The sequence below is a fragment of the Saccharibacillus sacchari genome (genome assembly GCF_037722395.1).
Lineage (GTDB): Bacteria > Bacillota > Bacilli > Paenibacillales > Paenibacillaceae > Saccharibacillus > Saccharibacillus sacchari_A.
Window position 1 is genome coordinate 1 of sequence record NZ_JBBKAR010000053.1, and the last position, 18,931, is coordinate 18,931.

Annotated in this window: 17 protein-coding genes; 6 read left to right on the plus strand and 11 right to left on the minus strand. The window is 54.9% G+C overall.

Annotation, left to right across the window (positions count from 1 at the left end; translation table 11 throughout):
* The first annotated feature begins 592 nt into the window (after positions 1-592).
* From WKI47_RS20500 to WKI47_RS20510, 3 genes are read left to right on the plus strand one after another with little or no spacing between them, the layout of a single operon-like run.
* Positions 593-1,393, plus strand: a complete 801-nt coding sequence (locus WKI47_RS20500) for an ABC transporter permease (RefSeq protein WP_340229044.1) — start codon at positions 593-595, stop codon at positions 1,391-1,393.
* Positions 1,390-2,220, plus strand: a complete 831-nt coding sequence (locus WKI47_RS20505) for an ABC transporter permease (protein WP_340229045.1) — start codon at positions 1,390-1,392, stop codon at positions 2,218-2,220. Before WKI47_RS20500 ends, WKI47_RS20505 begins: the two co-directional genes overlap by 4 nt.
* A gap of 13 nt (positions 2,221-2,233) precedes the next feature.
* A complete protein-coding gene (locus WKI47_RS20510; RefSeq protein ID WP_340229046.1) occupies positions 2,234-3,349 on the plus strand; it encodes an ABC transporter ATP-binding protein in 1,116 nt (371 codons plus the stop codon).
* A 159-nt stretch (positions 3,350-3,508) separates the two neighbouring features.
* On the opposite strand, the gene WKI47_RS20515 is transcribed toward WKI47_RS20510, so the two are convergent.
* The 10 genes from WKI47_RS20515 to WKI47_RS20560 all read right to left on the minus strand — a co-directional run bounded on the left by WKI47_RS20515 (position 3,509) and on the right by WKI47_RS20560 (position 14,932).
* A complete protein-coding gene (locus tag WKI47_RS20515) occupies positions 3,509-4,708 on the minus strand; it encodes a serine hydrolase domain-containing protein (protein ID WP_340229047.1) in 1,200 nt (399 codons plus the stop codon).
* Positions 4,705-5,781 carry an ABC transporter substrate-binding protein gene (locus WKI47_RS20520; protein WP_340229048.1) on the minus strand — a complete coding sequence of 359 codons (1,077 nt, stop codon included), beginning with the start codon at positions 5,779-5,781 and terminating at the stop codon, positions 4,705-4,707. The genes WKI47_RS20515 and WKI47_RS20520 overlap by 4 nt, the downstream gene beginning before the upstream one ends.
* Positions 5,782-5,896: 115 nt before the next feature.
* Complete coding sequence (locus WKI47_RS20525) at positions 5,897-7,483, minus strand: AraC family transcriptional regulator (protein WP_340229049.1); 1,587 nt, start codon at positions 7,481-7,483, stop codon at positions 5,897-5,899.
* Positions 7,484-7,511: 28 nt separating this feature from the next.
* On the minus strand, positions 7,512-7,970 hold the full coding sequence (locus WKI47_RS20530) for an HD domain-containing protein (protein WP_340229050.1): 459 nt from the start codon (positions 7,968-7,970) through the stop codon (positions 7,512-7,514).
* A gap of 27 nt (positions 7,971-7,997) precedes the next feature.
* Positions 7,998-8,330, minus strand: a complete 333-nt coding sequence (locus WKI47_RS20535) for a PadR family transcriptional regulator (RefSeq protein WP_340229051.1) — start codon at positions 8,328-8,330, stop codon at positions 7,998-8,000.
* A gap of 188 nt (positions 8,331-8,518) precedes the next feature.
* Positions 8,519-10,045, minus strand: coding sequence for a glycine betaine uptake BCCT transporter (locus tag WKI47_RS20540; RefSeq protein WP_340229052.1), 1,527 nt, complete (start codon positions 10,043-10,045; stop codon positions 8,519-8,521).
* 280 nt (positions 10,046-10,325) lie between these two features.
* Positions 10,326-11,156 carry an aldo/keto reductase gene (locus WKI47_RS20545; protein WP_340229053.1) on the minus strand — a complete coding sequence of 277 codons (831 nt, stop codon included), beginning with the start codon at positions 11,154-11,156 and terminating at the stop codon, positions 10,326-10,328.
* Between the two features lie 263 nt (positions 11,157-11,419).
* Positions 11,420-12,775, minus strand: coding sequence for an MFS transporter (locus WKI47_RS20550; RefSeq protein ID WP_340229054.1), 1,356 nt, complete (start codon positions 12,773-12,775; stop codon positions 11,420-11,422).
* A 124-nt stretch (positions 12,776-12,899) separates the two neighbouring features.
* On the minus strand, positions 12,900-13,844 hold the full coding sequence (locus tag WKI47_RS20555) for an aldo/keto reductase (protein WP_340229055.1): 945 nt from the start codon (positions 13,842-13,844) through the stop codon (positions 12,900-12,902).
* Between the two features lie 83 nt (positions 13,845-13,927).
* Positions 13,928-14,932 carry a Gfo/Idh/MocA family oxidoreductase gene (locus WKI47_RS20560; protein ID WP_340229056.1) on the minus strand — a complete coding sequence of 335 codons (1,005 nt, stop codon included), beginning with the start codon at positions 14,930-14,932 and terminating at the stop codon, positions 13,928-13,930.
* A gap of 126 nt (positions 14,933-15,058) precedes the next feature.
* Here WKI47_RS20560 and WKI47_RS20565 point away from each other — a divergent pair, with 126 nt between their 5' ends.
* Positions 15,059-15,889: a helix-turn-helix transcriptional regulator gene (locus tag WKI47_RS20565; RefSeq protein ID WP_340229057.1), complete on the plus strand. Its 831-nt coding sequence runs from the start codon at positions 15,059-15,061 to the stop codon at positions 15,887-15,889.
* A gap of 224 nt (positions 15,890-16,113) precedes the next feature.
* Positions 16,114-16,341 (plus strand): hypothetical protein, encoded by a 228-nt coding sequence (locus WKI47_RS20570; protein ID WP_340229058.1) that lies wholly within the window; start codon positions 16,114-16,116, stop codon positions 16,339-16,341.
* Between the two features lie 200 nt (positions 16,342-16,541).
* On the opposite strand, the gene WKI47_RS20575 is transcribed toward WKI47_RS20570, so the two are convergent.
* A complete protein-coding gene (locus tag WKI47_RS20575) occupies positions 16,542-16,853 on the minus strand; it encodes a hypothetical protein (protein ID WP_340229059.1) in 312 nt (103 codons plus the stop codon).
* Between the two features lie 334 nt (positions 16,854-17,187).
* On the opposite strand from WKI47_RS20575, the gene WKI47_RS20580 reads away from it, so the two are divergent.
* Entirely contained in the window at positions 17,188-18,918 is a 1,731-nt protein-coding gene (locus WKI47_RS20580) for an alpha/beta hydrolase (protein WP_340229060.1), read from the plus strand.
* Positions 18,919-18,931 lie beyond the last annotated feature (13 nt).

Genomic DNA, 18,931 nt, shown 5'->3' on the forward strand with positions numbered 1-18,931 from the left:
TATTTTTAAAAAATGCTGATCAAAAGTCAACAAATTTCAGCTTTTTCGTTGTTTTCGATACAAATGGGCCCAAGTTGTTGACGAAACATCAACATTTGGCACAACAGCTGTCGATTGGGGCTTGAAATGTTGACATTTTGCACACAAATTTGCGTTCGAGCAGCTTTCATCGCGTATCCGCATCGTAAAATCGGTCAAGACGCTAAAATAAGCAACCCGTACTTCTCGTACTTTGGCCGTATCCAATCCAGGGTTTGCACTCCTCGCAACCGCACATCTCAAGCGTTCACAGTGCCGTACTTTGCCCGCATCCAATTCAAGATTCGCACCCCTCGCAACCTAACGTCGTAAACGGTCAGGGTACGAGTAACTTTCCGCTCCAACATCAGGTTTGCGGTTTAAAAAACGCTCTTCTCCTTCCGCCGATCTTTCCGACTATTCCGCCTGGATGCCGCCGCCCGTTTTTCCTTTTCCCCGAAAATAACGCTTGCATTCCCCGATCTTTTCTTGATATATTAGTGACCTTCTCTTTTTTCTCACCTTGTCTGAAGTGGACGTTTACCGTCAACACAAAGCTTATCGGAGGTGTAAGATGATTTCTTTCAGGAGTAATACCCGGCTTTATCAGACGTTGGCCGCCAAGGCTTACGCGCGCAACATCCAGTACAGAGGCTCGCATCTGCTGCATAATTTCGCGAGCGCCGCTTTCGGTTATCTGTACGCCTGCATCTGGATCGGACTCGGCCGCGACCACTCGCTCGGCGACTACGGGACGATCGGGATGATGCAGTATATTACGTTCACCCAGACCTCCCTATGGGTCGCGAGCTTCACCACCATGGGACTCGGCATTCCGCAATCGGTCCGCACCGGGCAGATCGCGCTCGATTTGATGCGTCCGGTGCATCTGTTCGCGCATCTGATGGCAAAAGAATGGGGGCAGATCGCCTACCAATTCCTGTACAAGTCGATCCCGATCTATATCGTTATGCTGCTCGCGCTTGGACTGACCCCGATCGACGGCGGACGCACGTTGCCTTTGGCGCTGACGGCTCTTGCGGGCGCGGCGTACATGGCGATCTGCATGAATTACATGATGGGGATCAGCGCTTTGTGGACGACGGAATCTTCCTGGCTGTACTGGGGAAACCAGGCGCTGATGAATCTGCTCGCCGGCTTTTTTATTCCGCTGGAATGGCTGCCGGAGTGGCTGCAAACCGTCGCTTGGGCTTCGCCTTACCCGTTCATGCTGTATGCGCCGACGCAATTTTACCTGGGCCAAGGCGATCCCGTGCTGCTGCTCGGAACGCTGGGATGGTGCGCCGTGTTGACGCTGCTGTGCTTATTGTCGACCAAAGTGCTGCGGCATAAGGTGGAGGTGCAAGGCGGATGAACGGACAAAGATCGGTGGATCGCCGGATCGTACTGCGGAATTACATAAAGTTGTATCTCATCCTGATTCGCACCAGCGTTCGGAGCCGGATGCAGTACCGGTTTAATTTTGCGTTTGGAACGTTGTTGGCGGCGATTATTCAGCTATCCGAGTTTCTGATGGTTGCGATCGTGTTGGCGAAATTCGGCGCGGTACGCGGTTGGACGATGCACGAGGTCGGTTATTTGTTCGCCGTGATGACTTTGGCCAAAACGCTGTATCGGACCTTCGGCAACGAAGTGCACAACCTGGAACGCTATCTGGTGGAGGGCGAGCTGGACCAACTGCTGACCAAGCCGCTTCCGGTGCTGCTGTCGTTGATGCCGCGCGGCTTTCGCATCATGTTCGGCGAAGTCATTCAGGGCGGCGCGATTCTGGCCTGGTCGCTTGGAGCGATGCTGCATAGCGGTCAGGTGACGTGGTGGGCGATACCGCAGACGTTATTCGCGATCGCAACGGGCGCTGTGGTGCTGTTCGCGATCGGCATGGCGACGGCGACCTGCGGATTTTGGACGACGCGAATCTCTATGCTGCAAAATATGACCGAAGACGCGGCGCAGACAGCTGCGCGTTATCCGCTGACGCTGTATCCGGGCTGGATGTCGGGACTGCTGCTGACCGCGATTCCTGTCGGGTTGGTCGGCTACGTGCCTGCCCTGTACATTTTGCGCGGAGAACTGGGGACGTGGGTGTTCCCGGTGCTTGCCGTTGCTTCATGTCTGGCCGTGCTGCTGGCATTGCGGTTTTGGCGGTTCGGGATCGGCAAGTATCAGAGCACGGGAAGCTGAGAGGGGGATGAAGATGGAAAAAATGGCGAGATTGGCTGTGCCGACTTTCGAGTCTGAACGCGAAACGGCGATCGAAGCGGTCGGACTGTGCAAAAGCTTCAAAACGCCCGTCGTTGCGCAAGGCCGATTCTCGGGAATTCGTTCGTTGTTTTCACGGGAGTATACGACCAAGGAAGCGGTGCGGGATATCGGGTTTACGGTGGAAAAAGGAGACTTCGTCGGTTATATCGGGCCCAACGGGGCAGGCAAATCGACGACGATTAAAATGTTGACCGGTATTCTGCATCCTTCTTCCGGAAGTGTGAAATTAGCCGGCGTCGATCCGCATCGCGACCGTTTGCGCTGCGCTTCGAGGCTCGGCGTGGTGTTCGGTCAGCGCAGCCAGTTGTGGTGGGATCTCCCGGTGAAAGGCTCGTACGATATTTTGGCGCATATGTACGGGGTGGAGGATACGGATAAAGTCAGACGGCTCGGCGAATTCGCGGAGTTGCTGGATTTGGACGAATTCTGGAACACGCCGGTGCGCAAGTTGTCGCTAGGTCAGCGGATGCGGGCGGATATCGCGGCGGCGATGCTGCATGATCCGGAGCTACTGTTTTTGGATGAGCCGACGATTGGATTGGACGTGAACGCCAAACGAAATATCCGGGGCTTTTTAAAAATATTGAACGAGCAATTCGGCAAAACAATCCTGCTCACGACGCATGATATGGACGATATCGAGCAGCTTTGCCGCCGCGTGATGGTGATCGGCGGCGGCCGGCTGACGTATGACGGCACGGTGGACGGACTGCGGCGGGAGATCGGGTTGCCGACGGAGATCAAAGTGACGTATCGGGACGGGTATGCGTTACCGGAGCAACGGGCAGGTTTGACGATTGCCGGTGCCGGTCTGAACGGGGAGCATACCCAGAACGAGCAGGAGAGAGACTCCGAAGGCCGCGCAACCGCAAACGGCTTCGCGATGCGGATCGTGTCCCGAACCGATTCTGCCTTGACGGTCGAGGTCAACCGCCAAGAGGTTCGGACGATGGACGCGCTGCGCGAACTGGGGCATTGGGGCGAGATCGAAGATGTGGAGATGCGGGAGCCGGACTTCGAAGAGGTCATCCGGCGGGTGTACGGGTAATGGATGCTTTATAATGAAGGAGATCGCTGTGATCGGCGTTCAAGAAGGTTGGGATGCTTGATCGCAGCGCCTTATCGAAAGTTGGCGGACGTGATGAATTTCGGCTTTATGGCGCATGGTCTTTTATCCGCATTGGGTTATGTATTCGTGCTGCCGCTGCTATAGCGGGGTGAAGGTTCTTTTTGTTACGCCTATAATCTGTTCCAATTCTTCCTGCCACGCGGACATCGGGAATGATTCGGTCTCCAGATTGGTCAACAGAATAATCGAAGCAGCTCGCTCGGGATAGCGGATCATGAGGCTGGCATAACCGGGCCAACCGCCGCCGTGAGACAACTTGACGCCGATTGACGGATGCGGGGACGGTTCGGCGAACCAACCGAACGCGCGGGATAACGACGGCTGCGATTGATCCCCGTGATCCGGCTGAACGTCACAACCCGTTTCGGATAAAAATAAAGCTTGCGACTCTGGGCTGAGCAGAAGGCCTTCTCTCAAGGCCTGGTCAAGCCGCCACAAGTCGGAGACGGTGGAATGGATCGTTCCGTCGCCCTGAATGCCGTCCAAGTAGACCACATAATCGAATTCGTGTCGTTCGTCGGGAACGAAAGGAATAGAAGCTCCCGGCAAAGCGACGAATCCATGCGCCAAATCTTCGATCTCCCGAGGGTTGAGTCGGCGATTATAGACCGTGGTTCGCGTCATTCCGGCAGGCCGGAATACTTCTTGCTCCATGAATTCGGCATAAGGGATGCCCGACACGGCTTCGATAACCGAAGCCAGCAGGACATACCCGGTGTTGGAATACGCATAGTCCGTTCCGGCAGGGAATAGCGGCTGCGGATGATGCAGCTTCAGCAGTTGCAACACATCGGGATTGCGGGCGATCCGGCTTACATCCCATACGCGGTCGATCAGCTCCATATAATCCGGCAGCCCGGAGGTATGGGACAACAGCTGCCGAAGCGTAACATCCCGATACGGAAGCTGCGGCAGGTAAAAAGCGACCGGATCGCGATAGTCCAGCAATCCGCGTTCGGCCAGGATCATCGCGCCGATTGCCGTCATCGGTTTGGTGACCGATGCCAGCTCGAACAGCGAGTCGGTCGTAAGCGGACGGCCCGTACGGAAGTCGGCTTGTCCAGCGGCCGCTTCCAACAGCAGCTTACCGCGGTCAACAACCCGCACACAGCCGTTGAATCGACCCGAAGAAGATTCGGTTTCCAGCCAATCCAGCAGTTGCGCGACACGCGGGTCTTCGCAAGGATCGTTCGCAGTCGTGGCTCCGAAAGAGATCGGGACGCCCGGAACGCTAGCGCTATCGGCGGAAACCGACGAGGAATCTCCGGTTCTGCTCATGGCGTTCCCAGCTTGTCTTCGACAGCGCTAAGAATTTCCTGTTTGCCGTAAGCCGTGCCGCCGGACACCAACGGATCTATCGCATTGATAAAGACTTGCCCGTTTTGCACGGCTTTCAGTCCTTTCCAGACGTTGCTCTCCTGAAGCTTGCGTAGCGTTTCGTTGGATTCGTTATTTTCGTAGAGATCGTATTGCAGAAAAATATAATCCGGATTTTCCGCATACAGACCTTCCAGCCCGATCGGCTGCTGTTCGGAGGTACGCTTGATCAGAGCCGGAACGGGAAGAGCTAACTCGCCGTACAGCACATCGTTCAAAAAGACATCTTCCGGGTAGACCATCATTTCGCCGCCACGCACACGGATCGCCAGGATGTCTTGCCCTTCATAGTCCGCGAGGCTTGCGTTCAAGCGCTTTTTGCCTTCTTCATAACGTTCAATAGCCTGCTTCGCTTCAGCCTGCTTGCCTGTAAGTTCGGCCAGCAGATTCAGATTGGCTTCCCAATCCGTGCCGAAATGGGAGACTTGGATCGTCGGCGCGATCAGCCCCAACTGCTCGATTACGGCATCTTCTTCCATATCCGTCGCGATGATCAGATCCGGCGAAAGCGACAGCAAATATTCCATACTGTCCGAACCGCTGCCGAACAACGGAATCGCGGTATCGCCGAGCGGACTATAGAAGCCGGGGAACGGATCGTCCTCGTCGCCGATCGCGCTGGATGCGTAAGGTTGCACGCCCAGCACGACGGCATCCTCCATCGATTCGAACGCGTTCAGAAAAATGATTTTTTGCGGTTCGACAGGAACGGTATAGCTGCGGCCCAGGTACTCCACGGTTCGGGTGTCCGTCTTTGCAGCCGCTTCCGCTTCCGTTTTCGTTTGCGAATCAGCCGGAGCCGCCGCTTCGGCAGCGGAAACAGCAGTCGACGTAGCGACAGTTGAAGAGACGGGGGTTTCTTTCTCCGCTTGGGTAACGGATGAATCGCTCCCGCAGGCGCTTAATGCGAAACTCAGCAGCAACGCGCATCCAACAGTAGGCACTGCGCTTTTTTTATTCAACCGGATATTCATCGTTTCATCTCCTGCCTAGGGACCGTAAGCCCTAAATCAATTTATTGATAATTATTCTCAATAAAAAGCATAAAAAAAGAACGTCCTTTTGTACATGGATAAAAGGAAGTTCTTTTCATGGAGAATCGGCGGGCGCGAAGCGGCGCAGAGCATCTTCCACGATCAGCCGATGCGGAAGCGCCGAATAGTCTCGCCAGGGAAAAGAAGCAACGGCATGAACTTTTTTGCTGCGCACGGCACGAAGTCCGGCCCATTGTTCATCTTGTTGAAGCTGTTGCCACGCGTTCATGGTCGGAGGATCTTCATAGATCAGCATCAGCAGATGGGCAGGATCAAGCTCCGCCAGTTGAGCCGGAGTCACGAGCTGCCGTTCCCGATCGATCAACCGTTTGGCTGAAGTGAGCTTCAGATCACCGTAAAACACTTCGCCCAAGCTGCGATCCTCGCAGATATAAAGTCGATCTTCTTCAAGCAGCAGGCATAGAAACGAGCCGGGAGTCTGCGACGCGATTCGCTTGGCGGCTTCTGCAACAAACCGTTCGTATTCCTCCAGCCACCGTATGGCTTCCTGCTCGGCTCCAAGCCATGCGGCCAATGCGCGAAGTTGGACTCTCCACGGCAAATCGCGATCCAAAACCCATACGGGGCCTCTGTTTTCCAGTTGAAGGCGAAGCGTGGCATCGAAATCGGACGGACACAAAAAGGCGCTATAGTCGACGGGTTCGGACAGCAGCAATGCTACATTGTCGGCTTGCGCGGCCGCATCGCGGTCAATCTTGAGCTGGAGCCGAACGCGGTTGCCGAATCGTTCGTTATAGTACGATCGCCATACCGGATGAAGCGGCGCTGCGCGCGGGAGATAGTGTAGTGGCGTCAACAGCCCGATAAAAGAAGCATCCAGCGCCGCGATAGGCCGACTGCGACTGCGCATATAGGCGGTCGGCGTCACGCCCGTTTCCTGTTTGAAGCGTCGGCTAAAATAAAATTCGTCCTCGTAACCGACTTCGGCGGCGATGTCTTTGAGTCGTCCGTGGCCCAGGGCCAGGCGATCGCTTGCCGCTTCGATTCGAAGTCGGGTCAGCTCCTGTCCGAACGAACGGCCGTAACGCTTGCGGAATACGTCCCCATAATGTTTGACGCCGATACCTGCCTGGGCCGCCAGATCGGCAGCGGTCAGAGGATCGCGGAAATGCACACGTAAATACGCTAATGTCGCATCCATTTTGGCGGCTCGGTCCACTGTCGGAGTCAAGGAGACATGCAGCCGATGCAGCAGCTCGTAGAACCGGGCAAGCAGCAAAAACGTGTCCGAAGCGGCTTGCGATTGAGCCAGTCGATACATCTCCTCGCACAACGTTGCGAAGCTCGGATCGGGCAGCCAGCCTGACTGCGCCCGGACTTCCATAGGAGGCAAGCCGCGGACGTTGGGCATCGGGGAATCTTTTGAGATCGATGAAGTAAAACGGAGCACATAAGCAGCTGGCTCGCCCCCCGCGTCTTGCGCTCCCGGGACTAAGCCGAAGGGCTGTTCGGGTTGGCAGAAGTACACCCCGAAGCGCTGCATCTTCTCTTCGCGTTCACCCCGAAGCAGGATCGATCCGCTTTGCAGAGGGAATACCAGCGCGAGCGTGTCTTCCGATCGCCGGATGCTGCGCGCGTCGGTAGCGGTAGTCCAAAGCTCGATTGTAGAAAGGCTGTACATGATGGGCGAGATCTCCTTCGGTGTCAACTTACTCGTGGCTTGCCCCGTCCGCTTCTGGCGTTTCGCCATGCGATAGCAGCGTATCCAAAGCCCGGCTGTACTTCAGCAGGCGCTTCTGATCTTTTTCCGACGGCTTTTTGATCCGGGTCAGATCCATGTTGTCTTGAAGATCGAGGATTTTGACCCGTGCCGCCAGCCGATTTTCTTTGATCCGCAAAATAAACTCATGGTAAGTCTCGTCTTCGCGGCGGGATAACCGGTCGATCGCTTCCACGATTTCGTCGGAAAAGCCTTCCTTGCGCAGATCATCCAGCGTCAAGTCGGTATCCTCGATCGTGTCGTGCAGCACGGCGGCGATCTGTTCCGGCTCCGTGAGCGCTTTGAGCATCAGACGGACGGGGTGGAAGATGTAGGGACGGCCGCCTTTGTCGGTCTGGCCTTCGTGATACTGTGCGGCAAGCGCGATTGCGCGGGCTAATGTAGACATCGAAATTCCTCCTTTTACTCTTGCAAATTAAACGTGCTCAAGCGGCAGCAGCTCGGCGACGTTCCGGTAAAGTTCCGAAATTCGCAGCGCTTCTTCCTGCAAAATCACCCGTCCGGCTTCCGTGGCAAGGTAGAATTTTTTGCGTTCGATCTCGGCGGTTTGAAGAATCAAACCGTCGCCTTCGAGCTTCGCCAGACTTTGATACAGGGTACTGGCCCCCAGCGAAATCCGGCCGGACGTCAACGATTGCACATGCTGCATAATACCGTAGCCGTGACGTTCCTCCCTGAGCGAAAACAAAATATAAAACATCGTTTCGCTCATCGGAAGAAATCGTTTACGGGCTTTGTCGAGGTTCATTCTTGCTCCTTTCTCATATATCGCGTCGTGATGTAGTTGATGTGTTCAATATACCTTTCATCCTTGCTTATTGCAACGCGGGCAGAATCCAAGCTCTGCAATCGGGTTGTCTCCATGCGTACATAGCAAAAAGAACCTGCCGAAGTCGACAGGTTCGCTGAATATGCGGAGAATGAAGGGTACGAGGATCAGACTTGAGCTTCCGCTTTTTTCGGCGGCTTGCGCTTGCTGGGTCCCATTTCGTGCGAATCTTTGTTCAAGACTTTGATCAGGCTTACCGCCATCGCGATGATTACGAACGAGAACGGGAAAGCCGAGATAATCATCATGTTTTGCAAAGCCTGAAGACCGCCGGAATACAGCAGTACCAATGCCATGGCCGTCAGCATGATACCCCAGGTCGCTTTGAGGATATTATTCGGGTTCTGATTGCCTCCGGTCGTCATCATGCCCAGCACGAAAGTGCCGGAATCGGCCGAAGTGACGAAAAAGATCGCGATCAGCCCGATAGCCAAAATAGAGATGGCCGTTCCCCACGGATAGGTAGCCAACATGCCGAACAGCGTTTCTTCGGCTACCAGTTGGGAAAGCATCGCGGTACCGTTGCGTTCGAGCGCGATTGCCGATCCGCCGAATACCGAGAACCAGATAAAGCCGATCAGCGAAGGGGCCAGCAGCACGTAAGCGACGAATTCGCGAATGGTGCGGCCTTTGGAGACGCGGGCGATAAAGATGCCGACGAACGGCGACCAAGAAATCCACCAAGCCCAGTAGAAGATCGTCCAGCCGTTGATCCATTCCCGATTCTCGGGATTGAGCGGGGCGATGCGGAAACTCATGGTGATAAAGTTTTGCAAATAACGGCCCAACGAATCGGTGAACAGATTGAGCGTGAACAGCGAAGCGCCGAAAGCGAACACCACCACGCACAGCGCCGCCGCCAAAATCATGTTCACGTTGCTGAGAATCCGTATCCCTTTATCCAAGCCGCTAAGCGCGGAAGCCATAAACATGACCGTTACGATCAGAATGATGATAAACTGCGTAAGAATATTGGACGGAAGGCCGAACAGGTAAGACAGGCCGCCGTTGATCTGAACCGCCCCGAAACCGAGCGACGTGGCGACCCCGATAACGGTGGCGAGTACGGCGACAATATCGATCGTTTTGCCGATCGGACCTTTGGTATGGCGCCCGAGCACCGGAGTCAGCGTCGAACTGATCAGTGCAGGCTCGCCTCTGCGGAACATGAAGTAAGCCAGCGACATCGCCACCAGGCCGTAGACGGCCCAGGCATGAACGCCCCAGTGGAAAAAGGTAAACTGCATCGCTTCGCGTGCGGCGGTCTCCGTTCCCGTCTCTCCGGTAGGCGAGCTGACCGCATAGTGGTTGATCGGTTCGTACGCGCCGTAGAAGACCAGGCCGATGCCGACGCCCGCGCTGAACAGCATCGCCAGCCACGTCGGGCGCGAATAATCGGGTTTGTCGTCCTGCTTGCCCAGCTTGATCCGTCCCAATGGACTGACCAGCAGGTAAATGCAGACGCCGACGAACGCGGTCACCGCGATCAGGTAATACCAGCCGAACGTATCGGTCATCAGCGATTGAACGTAGTCCGTTCCTTGTTCAAGCCCGGCGGGCGCAATCACGCCGATTGCGACGAGCAGAACAAGGATCGCTGCCGATATGTAAAACACGCTTGTTGCTTGCTTCAAGTTTTTCACTTCCGTTTCGGATAAGTTTGCGGAATTGTCGAATTTGGTTGACTGCTTATTACATACACCGAAGTTTTGTGAGCGACGCAAGCGTAATCGGTTCAAACTTTTCCGAAATCGTTATCAACGCAGACACACCAACGGTTTAATCAATCAGAAAAAACGATAGATTCCGGCAAAACGAAAGCTTGAAATTCGTGACGCGGACAGCAAAAAGCCGCTTCCCTTGTTCGGGAAACGGCTGGGTTTGCATGACCGGAAATGATCCGCTCGGATTGAATCAGAAATTAAAATTATCCGGGTCCGGGCCGGTGCGTTCATTTTTGTTGAGCGCTTCGAGCGCGGATACGTCTTCCGGCGTCAGCGTGAAATCGAACAGGTCGGCGTTTTCCACGATCCGGCTTTCTTTGACGGAGCGGGTCAGCACGACCACGCCTTTATCGAGCACCCAACGAAGCAGAATCTGCGCCGGGGATTTGCCGTATTTTTCGCCGAGGCCGGTCACGACTTCGTTTTCGAACAGCAAACCGCGCGCCAGCGGCGACCAGGCTTCGACTTGAATGCCTTTTTTCGCGCAGTAGTCCAGCAGTTCGGCTTGAGTCAGCAACGGGTGGAATTCCACCTGATTCACCGCCGGAACCACTTCCGCGTCGGCGAGCAGATCGTCGAGGTGGTGCGGCTGGAAGTTGCTGACGCCGATTGCGCGGATGCGGCCGTCTTTGTACAGCTTTTCCATCGCGCGCCAGGTGTCTTTGTATTTGCCTTTGACCGGCCAGTGGATCAGGTAGAGGTCGAGCACGTCGAGCCCCAGCTTTTCCATCGTCGCATCGAAAGCAGCCAATGTCTCTTCGTAACCTTGATCGCCGTTCCAGACTTTCGAGGTGATGAACAGATCGCTCGGATTCACGCCGGATTCGCGAATCGCTTCGCCGACGCTTTGTTCGTTTTTATAAGCGGCAGCCGTATCAATACCGATATACCCGGCTTTGATCGCGGCTTTCACGGAATCTTTCGCTTCGTCGCCATCCTTGACCTGCCAGACGCCCAGACCAAACCAAGGCATTTCTACGCCATTGTTCAGCTTTACCGTTGCATTCAAACTCGTCGTCATCGAAAAATTCCTCCTCTGTCGTCAACAAATTGGGCAGATACCCTTTCGTTGCGGTATCGCCATACAGTTACTTATTATAACAAACTTCCTTCGCGCAACCAACCTGTCTTCAACGTTCAAGTCGGTTTCATAGGCGTCCATGTATAAGATACCCGTCAGAGTTATATTCAATCGCAATCGGGGAAAAGGAACGCAAAAAGCCAAAAGCCGCGCATAAAAACGCAGCTTTTGGCTTGGGACGGGAGTTGGACGTTTGCGATAGATCAGGCTTGGACTTCTTCAGCCGACTTGGCATACGGAACGCGAAGCAGCACGAGCAGGCCGATTGCAGCCATCACGACCAGCGACAGCAGCGCCGCGCGGCTCGCCATCGTGCCGTATCCCGCCAGCGCCCAGGTCACGCTGCCGTACACGAGCGGGCCGAGCACGGAAGACAGTTTGCCGGAGAACGCGAACAGCCCGAAAAACTGGCCTCTTTTGTCCGGTGGCGAGAGTTCGACGATCATGGTGCGCGAAGTCACCCACAGCGAGCCCATCGCGACCCCGTACAGACACGCCGCCGCCCAGAAGATTGCGTTGGAGAACGCTGCGGCGGCCAGAATAAGCGCGGCAATCAGCACGATCGCGACGAGTCCGGACGATACTTTTCCTCCGACCCTGCGCGTAATATGGCCGAAAACAAACGAACCGACGATCGCGCAGACGGTAGCCACGAGATACAGCAAAATGAATTGTCCGGCACTGAATCCCATCACGGCAGTTGCGTACACGCTCATCATGGCAATCGCGGTCGCGACAGCGTCATTGAAAAAGAAGTAAGCAATCATGAACGTGAATACGGCCCGATGCTTTTTCGCTTCCTTGAACGTCTCGTAAATCTCCCGGTACCCGCTGAAAAAGGACTTGCGCGCTCCGCTTGGGACGGCGACGGGCAGCGTAGGCTTTTCTTTGTACAGCAAAATGATCGGCAGCGAGAAAAGCAGGAACAATGCGGCGGTCAGGATAAAAGCAAGCGGATAGTCGCTGCTGCCTACGATGCCGTAGACGACCAGACCCATCAATGTGCCGATATAACCGACCGCGACGCCGAAGCCCGAGACGATCGGCACTTGGGAGCCGGTCGCGATATCGGGCAGCATATTGTCATAGAAAAGCTGGCTGGAATTATAGAAGAATTTGGCCGCGGTAAAAAAGATCAATACCATCACGATCGACAGCGGCAACCCGAACAGGGAGGAAGGGCTGTTCGTATACGCGGTAAATCCCATCAGAAACGTAAAGATAATGGCGGCCAGCGCAAAAGGGACAAGAAACGTCTTTTTGCGTCCGGTTCGGTCCATCCATACCCCGAGCAGCGGCGTGAAGATCACGAGCAAGAGTCCCGAAGCGGCGTTGGCGTAGCTGATAAAGGTCGTGGCGATCTGGTCCATCCGTGCGTCTCCGCCAAGCACCTGTTGCAGATACAGCGGGAAAAAGATGGTGACGATATTGGACGAGAAAATCGTGTTCGCAAAGTCGTATAGTGCCCAGGATAACACCGGCAGCGACAGGAACAGCGCCGCGTTCGAACCGCTTTTGCGAGTTCGGCGGGGCGGTTTGGAGGCAGCGAGCTGAGACATGGCAATCCCCTTTTCGATAAGATTCTGGCAAAAGCCTTCTTATCCCCGATCATACCATCAGATAGCCGCTAGCTAGCGCGAAAGCAGGCAAGATTTACGGTGCGCGAACAATTTTGACGCTGGCTTAACGCAGTTGCTTGGTCGCGCTCAGATCCAGCCAGTTTAGCTCGTCTTGGGTGAGCGTAATCGTGGAGCCTTGCTCGCAAGACAGCAGCTCCTCGCGGTTTTGCGCACCGATCAAGGCACAGGTTGGGAAAGGCTGGTTGAGCACATAAGCCAGCGCGATCTGGATCGGCGTCGTCTTTTTTTCGGCAGCGAGCTGCTGCGCACGATGCAGGCGCTCCCAGTTATCGTCACTGTAAAAAACACGGACCAGATCCGCGTTATTCCGCACTTCCCGGGTAAAGCGTCCCGTGAAGAAGCCGCGTGCCTGCGACGACCAGGACAGCAGGGGGAGCTGGCTTTGCGTATGCCAATCCAGCGTTTGTTGATCCGCGGACACGCAGCCTGCCCAGAACGGTTCATTGGCTTTGGCGAGACTCAGATTGGGACTGCTGAACGTAAAGCCGACGAGTCCGCCGGAAGCCGCGTAGTCGTTCGCTTCCTTCAGTCGCTGCCAGCTCCAGTTGGATGCGCCGATCGCTCCGATCTGTCCGGCTTTGATATGTTCGTTCAGCGCATCTACAATCACGGAGACAGGGATATTTTCGTCGTCGCGGTGTAGGGCATACAACTCGATAAAGTTTGTTTTCAACCGTTCGAGACTGGCGTTCAGATCGCTGCGGATGTCTTTCGCGTTCACGCGCGGCCCGTGCTGATCATGGTGTGCGCCCTTCGTCAGAATCACGATAGAATCGCGATTTCCGTGCTCTTCCATATAGCGGCCGAGCACTTCCTCGCTTTGACCGCCGCAGTAAATATGCGCCGTATCGACCGTGTTGCCGCCGATCTCCAAAAACGCGTTCATATTGTCGGTAGCTTTTTCGTACGTCTCGTGGGTAAAATAATCCGTGCCTTTGATCAGCGTGGAGATCGGTTTGCCTGCGCCCTTGATTTCGATATGTTTCATGGAAGTCGACATCCTTTCGGGAGTGGGTTTGAACAACGGGAATGCGTGATCGGCTTGTTATAAAAAAGTACGGGGCTTTGCCGTCACAGCGTGACGCGTTGGCGCTGCTCGGCGGACTTCAGGCACGCATCCAACACGCGCATATTGCGCACGGCATCTTCCGCATCATACAGAGGCTTCTCGCCGTGCAATACCGTACGCGCAAAAGCATCGGCTTGCGCGGCGTATTGATTCAGCGACGCAACCTGCACTTCGCGCCGCTGATCGCCCACGGTCACAAAAAAGTTGGAGCGTTCGTCGCCCGGACTGACATAAGCGGAAGGCACCTCGATCGTTCCCTGCGTACCCAGCACTTCGAGCGTATTGCGGAAAGCCGCCCACATGCCGCTGTCGAACGTGACTCCGATCTGACCGTCGAACTCCAGCAATCCGCTCGCCATCATATCGACGTTGTCGTGCTGCGGAGAAAACAGGGCGACGACGGTTGCGGCGGTCGGTTCTTTGCCCAGCAGCATCCGCGCCGCGCTGATCGAGTAGCAGCCGATATCGTACAGCGAGCCGCCGCCCCAATCTTTGCGGAAACGCACGTTGCCGTCCGCGCCGCTGTTATTGAACGTGAACGTGCTGTGTATCCCGCGCACGTCGCCGATTTCGCCGCTTGCGATGACCTCGCGGATCTGGTCGTAACGCGTATGGTGGCGATACATGAACGCTTCGGCCAGATGAACGTCGGCTTCGGAAGCGGCGGCCGCCATTTTTTCGGCTTGAGCCGTATTTAGCGCCAGCGGCTTTTCGCATAAAATATGTTTACCTGCCGCGGCGGCTTTCAACGTCCATTCGTAGTGCAGATGATTGGGAAGCGGAATGTACACGGCATCGATCTCGTTATCGGCCAGCAGTTTCTCGTAGCCGTCATACGTTTTGGCGATGCCCAGTTCGGTTGCGGCTTGCTCTGCCTTTTCCGATGTGCGGCTTGCCAAAGCGGTTACTTCGTTCAGTTGAGATTGCTGCAAGCCCGGAATAACGGAGCGAACCGCGATGTTAGCGCTACCGAGAATGCCCCAGCGCAATTTGTTCGGTTGACCCATGAATGATTTCCCTCCTGTACCTACTCGAATATTGTTCGATGATGCGATTATAATGAATGCACAAGAGCTTGGAAATAATAATATATTGAATCGAATTAGCACAATATTGTCATTAAGGAGGCGAACATGCACAGACAAAGCGTTCTGCTTACGTTGCAAAGGCAATCTTATTTTTGCCTGCCGGAATCGGTCGGTCATTACAGCCAACAGCCGGAGCATCATGTGTTGAGGGAAGAAGGAGCGTTGAACAATTTCAATATTCATTATGTGGCATCGGGAAAAGGAGTTGTGGAGATCGACGGCACGGTGCATGAATTGCGAAGCGGGCAGGCGGTGCTTTATTTTCCGCTTCAGCGCCAACATTACTACAGCAGCGAGGAAGATCCGTGGGACGTGCGCTGGGTGCATTTTTACGGGGAAAGGCTGCATGATTACATGATCGAACGCGGTTTCCATCGGCATCCGATCTGGATGCTGCGGCAGCGTCAAGATTGGGAACAAGCCCATCTGAATCTGTTGGCAGAAGCCGAACAGAACCGGATGCTGCATCAGTCCCGGTTGTCTACGCTGACGTATGCTTTGTTGGCGGAGTTCGTGCATCAAGCCGTACCGTTGAAAAACAACCGTGCGGGCAAAGCGGAGAACCGGATACGGAGCTTGTTGCCGGATATGCAGCGGGAAGCGTGCCGTCCGTTTTTGCTGCGGGAATGGTCGGAACGCGCGGGAGTGAGCGACTATTACTTTTGCAAACTGTTCAAGACGCTGACCGAGATGACGCCGATGGAATTCGTCACGCGTTCCCGCTTGCAGATGGCGAAGCAATGGCTGCTGGAGCATCCGGATCGCAATATCGGCCAGATCGCCGAAGAAGCCGGGTATCCGAGCGTGAGCTATTTCAATCGGCAATTCATGGCACGCGAGCGCATGACGCCGACCGAGTATCGCAAGCTGTATTGATCGCCGAACGGCAAAAAAAGACCCTTCAAGGATCTGCGTGGTATGGCTATATTCCAATCTGAGCACTATGGGTATTAGGTTTCTTTTCGTTTTGCGTCAGGTACGATAAAACTCTTTAATATAGGGGTTTAAGCGATATACGCGCAGGCTTTTCGGGTATATGATAAAGGAGTTCCGTCTGATTAATATTGATTTTCAACACCCAATTTGAGGAGGAATAAACAATGGAAAAGATGGCTATGGAAATGATGATGATGATGTGCATGGACGAAATGATGTGCAAGATGAACAGCATGAAAATGTGCATGGAAAAAATGTCCGGCATGGAAGGCATGAGCATGAAAGACATGAACATGGATATGGACATGATGATGAAAAAAATGCAGGAATGCGACGAGATGATGACTTCCTGTATGTCCATGATGCGCAAAGAAATGGAAATGTCGAAATAACGTACACAGCTTTTGGCTTTGCACACGCACATATACAAGTAAAGACAGGCATGCGGCCGACACGTGTTTGACACGTCTGCCGTATGTCTTTTTTTGTTGGACTTTTTTATTGCATCATGGACGAAAAAACAGGCATCCGGGCGTGACGAAAGGTCGGAGCGTACGCGCGATACCGTCGGAAAACGGATCGGCGCGACGCTTTACACCCGGACGTGCCGAAAACGAATATGTTGCGAAACGACGATCCGTTCCATTTTCAACTCCCAAATGCGTTCTTCCCAACGACCGACGTAAGCGGAAGAGGATTGGGTACGCATATTCAGGAAAAGGGTTTTGAGTTCTTCGTTGATTCGGTCGAACCGTTCCCATAAAGCGGCCAGCTTGGTTTCTTCGGCGGAAAGGGAAGGCGTCGACAACAGTTCGGTCAGCGCTGCGGTAAGGGAAGCCTGCCATTCGGTGTCTCCGATGGACTTGGCGTAGTTGTATAAATCCAGGTAATCGTCTACAGACATTGCGTGAGGTCAGCTCCTTACATTTCTATTACCGAGTATTATACTCGGTTTTGTTGAAATTGCAATCCGTTTTCTGAATTTATCGGTACAAGACGCGAAAAGGTGAATAGATTCCGCGCGGGAAGCGGTATTCGGTGGCTTGGATTGAAGCGAGACAAGGTAGTTGTAGCTTGTCAACACTAAAAGTAAGGTTACACTTGCCTAAAACGTACTAGAACCATGCACGTTTCAGGCAAGCGCAAACCCCGGATTAAAGCAAGACAAGCTACTAGTTCGACAAATTAGCTTGAAGATAATACGATAAAGCAGAGACGAAACGGAAGGAGAGCGTGCAATGGGATATACGGGCGGTTACGGATCATCGGCTTCCTCGCACGGTCGCGGAAGCTCTCGAATCCGAACGTTTGGAACACTCGCTTTATTGATAGGGAATCTGGTCGCGCTTGCGCTCGGCATCGCTTACCTGTTGGTCGATGCGGCGGGAGGGTGGTGGAATCTGTATGGGTTGCTGCTGTTGTTGACGCTGCTCGGCAATCTGCATTTGACGATGGGCAGAGGCGTACATAAAGCTTGGGAATACGGGTATCTGGCGCTGCACGCGTTGGGGCTGACGGCGGTGCCGGTGCTCAACACGTTATCTTCGACGGCCGTGCGCGATTACGATTCGCGCAGCGTCGCGTCGGCGGTGATCCTGTTGGCGTTGTTCGCGCTGGGCGCTTGGGTTTCTTTGCTGCGGCTTCAAGACGGTACGGAGGAACGCGAAGACGGGCGCAACGTTCGCGGGTACTCGGCTTATTCGTCGCAGCGCAAGCGTTCGGGCGGCAGCCGGCTCGGCAAGGTCGTCAAAGTGCTGCTTACGCTGTGGTTTTTGTTCAATCTGGCGTTGGGGTTGTATTTCTCGGCGATTTTGCTGGGCGGTACGGACGCGGGCCTGATGGAGACGGTGCTGCCGGAATACGCGCTGTTTTTCGGACTGATGTTTTTGGGAGCGGCGGCTTTGCTCGTTAAAATGTACGGGCATAAACGAGGGTTTTTCGTCTCGTTATTCCGGGGCGTCGCGCGCGTGTGCGGATTGCTGATTTTGGTGATCTGCGCGTTGCCGCTCGCTTCCGCGCCGAAGATCGTCAACGAAGCGCAGGAAGCTTACCGGCAGGCGTTCGGCCAAGATCCGATGAATGTGCAAGGCTACGGATTGATGAGTACCGCGTTTTCGCTGCCGGATTATTTTTACGGAGCGAGAACCGGCGATTACCGCGTGGAAACGGACATCGTGTATTACGAAGGACAAGAAAGCACCGGCGACGCGGGATTGAAGCTGGCTTTCGACGCGTACATGCCGCCGGAAAATTCGACCGATCTGCCCGGAAAAGGTTCGGTGCTGATCCGGATTCACGGCGGCGGCTGGACGATCGGCGACAAAGGCGCGCAAAACTATGCCCAGATGAACAAATATTTCGCTTCGCGCGGCTATGTGGTGTTCGACGTGCAGTACGGGCTGAGCAACACCAAAAAGTTCGTGGAATCCGCCGTCGTGCCGCCGGAAGTGGTCGGCAGTTACGGGATCGACGACATGGTGCGGCATATCGGGCTGTTCACCGTTTATTTGGAACAACATGCGGCCGAGTACGGGGCGAATCCGGCTTCGGTGTTTATCTCGGGCGGTTCCGCGGGCGGACAGTTGGCGGCTTCGGCCGGACTGGCGCCGACTAACGCGGATTACGCGAATATGCTGGCTCCGGGCGTGACGGTCAAAGGCATCATCCCGTATTATCCCGCCAACGGCCTGGCCGGGGAAGTGGGGATCGACGGCGGCGCGCTGGGCGATCCGGCCGTGCTGGTAAACGCCGACAGTCCGCCCGCGCTGATCTATCAGGGCGAGCAGGACAGCATCGTCGGCGTGGAGACGGCGCAAGCGTTCGCGCGCGCCTACGCGGACGCAGGCAACGCCAAAGCCGCGCTGATCCAAATGCCGTTCGGCACGCACGGCAGCGATATGTATTTCGCGAGTTACTACAACGAGCCGTTCACGTATATGATGGAGCGGTTTATGAAGCAGTATCAGTGAAGGGGAGAAAAGC

Excerpts from the sequence above, each read along its gene's own strand:
- WKI47_RS20500 (WP_340229044.1), top strand. The coding sequence starts at position 593 with ATGATTTCTTTCAGGAGTAATACCCGGCTTTATCAGACGTTGGCCGCC.
- WKI47_RS20505 (WP_340229045.1), top strand. The coding sequence starts at position 1,390 with ATGAACGGACAAAGATCGGTGGATCGCCGGATCGTACTGCGGAATTAC.
- WKI47_RS20510 (WP_340229046.1), top strand. The coding sequence starts at position 2,234 with ATGGAAAAAATGGCGAGATTGGCTGTGCCGACTTTCGAGTCTGAACGC.
- WKI47_RS20515 (WP_340229047.1), bottom strand. The coding sequence starts at position 4,708 with ATGAGCAGAACCGGAGATTCCTCGTCGGTTTCCGCCGATAGCGCTAGC.
- WKI47_RS20520 (WP_340229048.1), bottom strand. The coding sequence starts at position 5,781 with ATGAATATCCGGTTGAATAAAAAAAGCGCAGTGCCTACTGTTGGATGC.
- WKI47_RS20525 (WP_340229049.1), bottom strand. The coding sequence starts at position 7,483 with ATGTACAGCCTTTCTACAATCGAGCTTTGGACTACCGCTACCGACGCG.
- WKI47_RS20530 (WP_340229050.1), bottom strand. The coding sequence starts at position 7,970 with ATGTCTACATTAGCCCGCGCAATCGCGCTTGCCGCACAGTATCACGAA.
- WKI47_RS20535 (WP_340229051.1), bottom strand. The coding sequence starts at position 8,330 with ATGAACCTCGACAAAGCCCGTAAACGATTTCTTCCGATGAGCGAAACG.
- WKI47_RS20545 (WP_340229053.1), bottom strand. The coding sequence starts at position 11,156 with ATGACGACGAGTTTGAATGCAACGGTAAAGCTGAACAATGGCGTAGAA.
- WKI47_RS20550 (WP_340229054.1), bottom strand. The coding sequence starts at position 12,775 with ATGTCTCAGCTCGCTGCCTCCAAACCGCCCCGCCGAACTCGCAAAAGC.
- WKI47_RS20555 (WP_340229055.1), bottom strand. The coding sequence starts at position 13,844 with ATGAAACATATCGAAATCAAGGGCGCAGGCAAACCGATCTCCACGCTG.
- WKI47_RS20560 (WP_340229056.1), bottom strand. The coding sequence starts at position 14,932 with ATGGGTCAACCGAACAAATTGCGCTGGGGCATTCTCGGTAGCGCTAAC.
- WKI47_RS20565 (WP_340229057.1), top strand. The coding sequence starts at position 15,059 with ATGCACAGACAAAGCGTTCTGCTTACGTTGCAAAGGCAATCTTATTTT.
- WKI47_RS20570 (WP_340229058.1), top strand. The coding sequence starts at position 16,114 with ATGGAAAAGATGGCTATGGAAATGATGATGATGATGTGCATGGACGAA.
- WKI47_RS20575 (WP_340229059.1), bottom strand. The coding sequence starts at position 16,853 with ATGTCTGTAGACGATTACCTGGATTTATACAACTACGCCAAGTCCATC.
- WKI47_RS20580 (WP_340229060.1), top strand. The coding sequence starts at position 17,188 with ATGGGATATACGGGCGGTTACGGATCATCGGCTTCCTCGCACGGTCGC.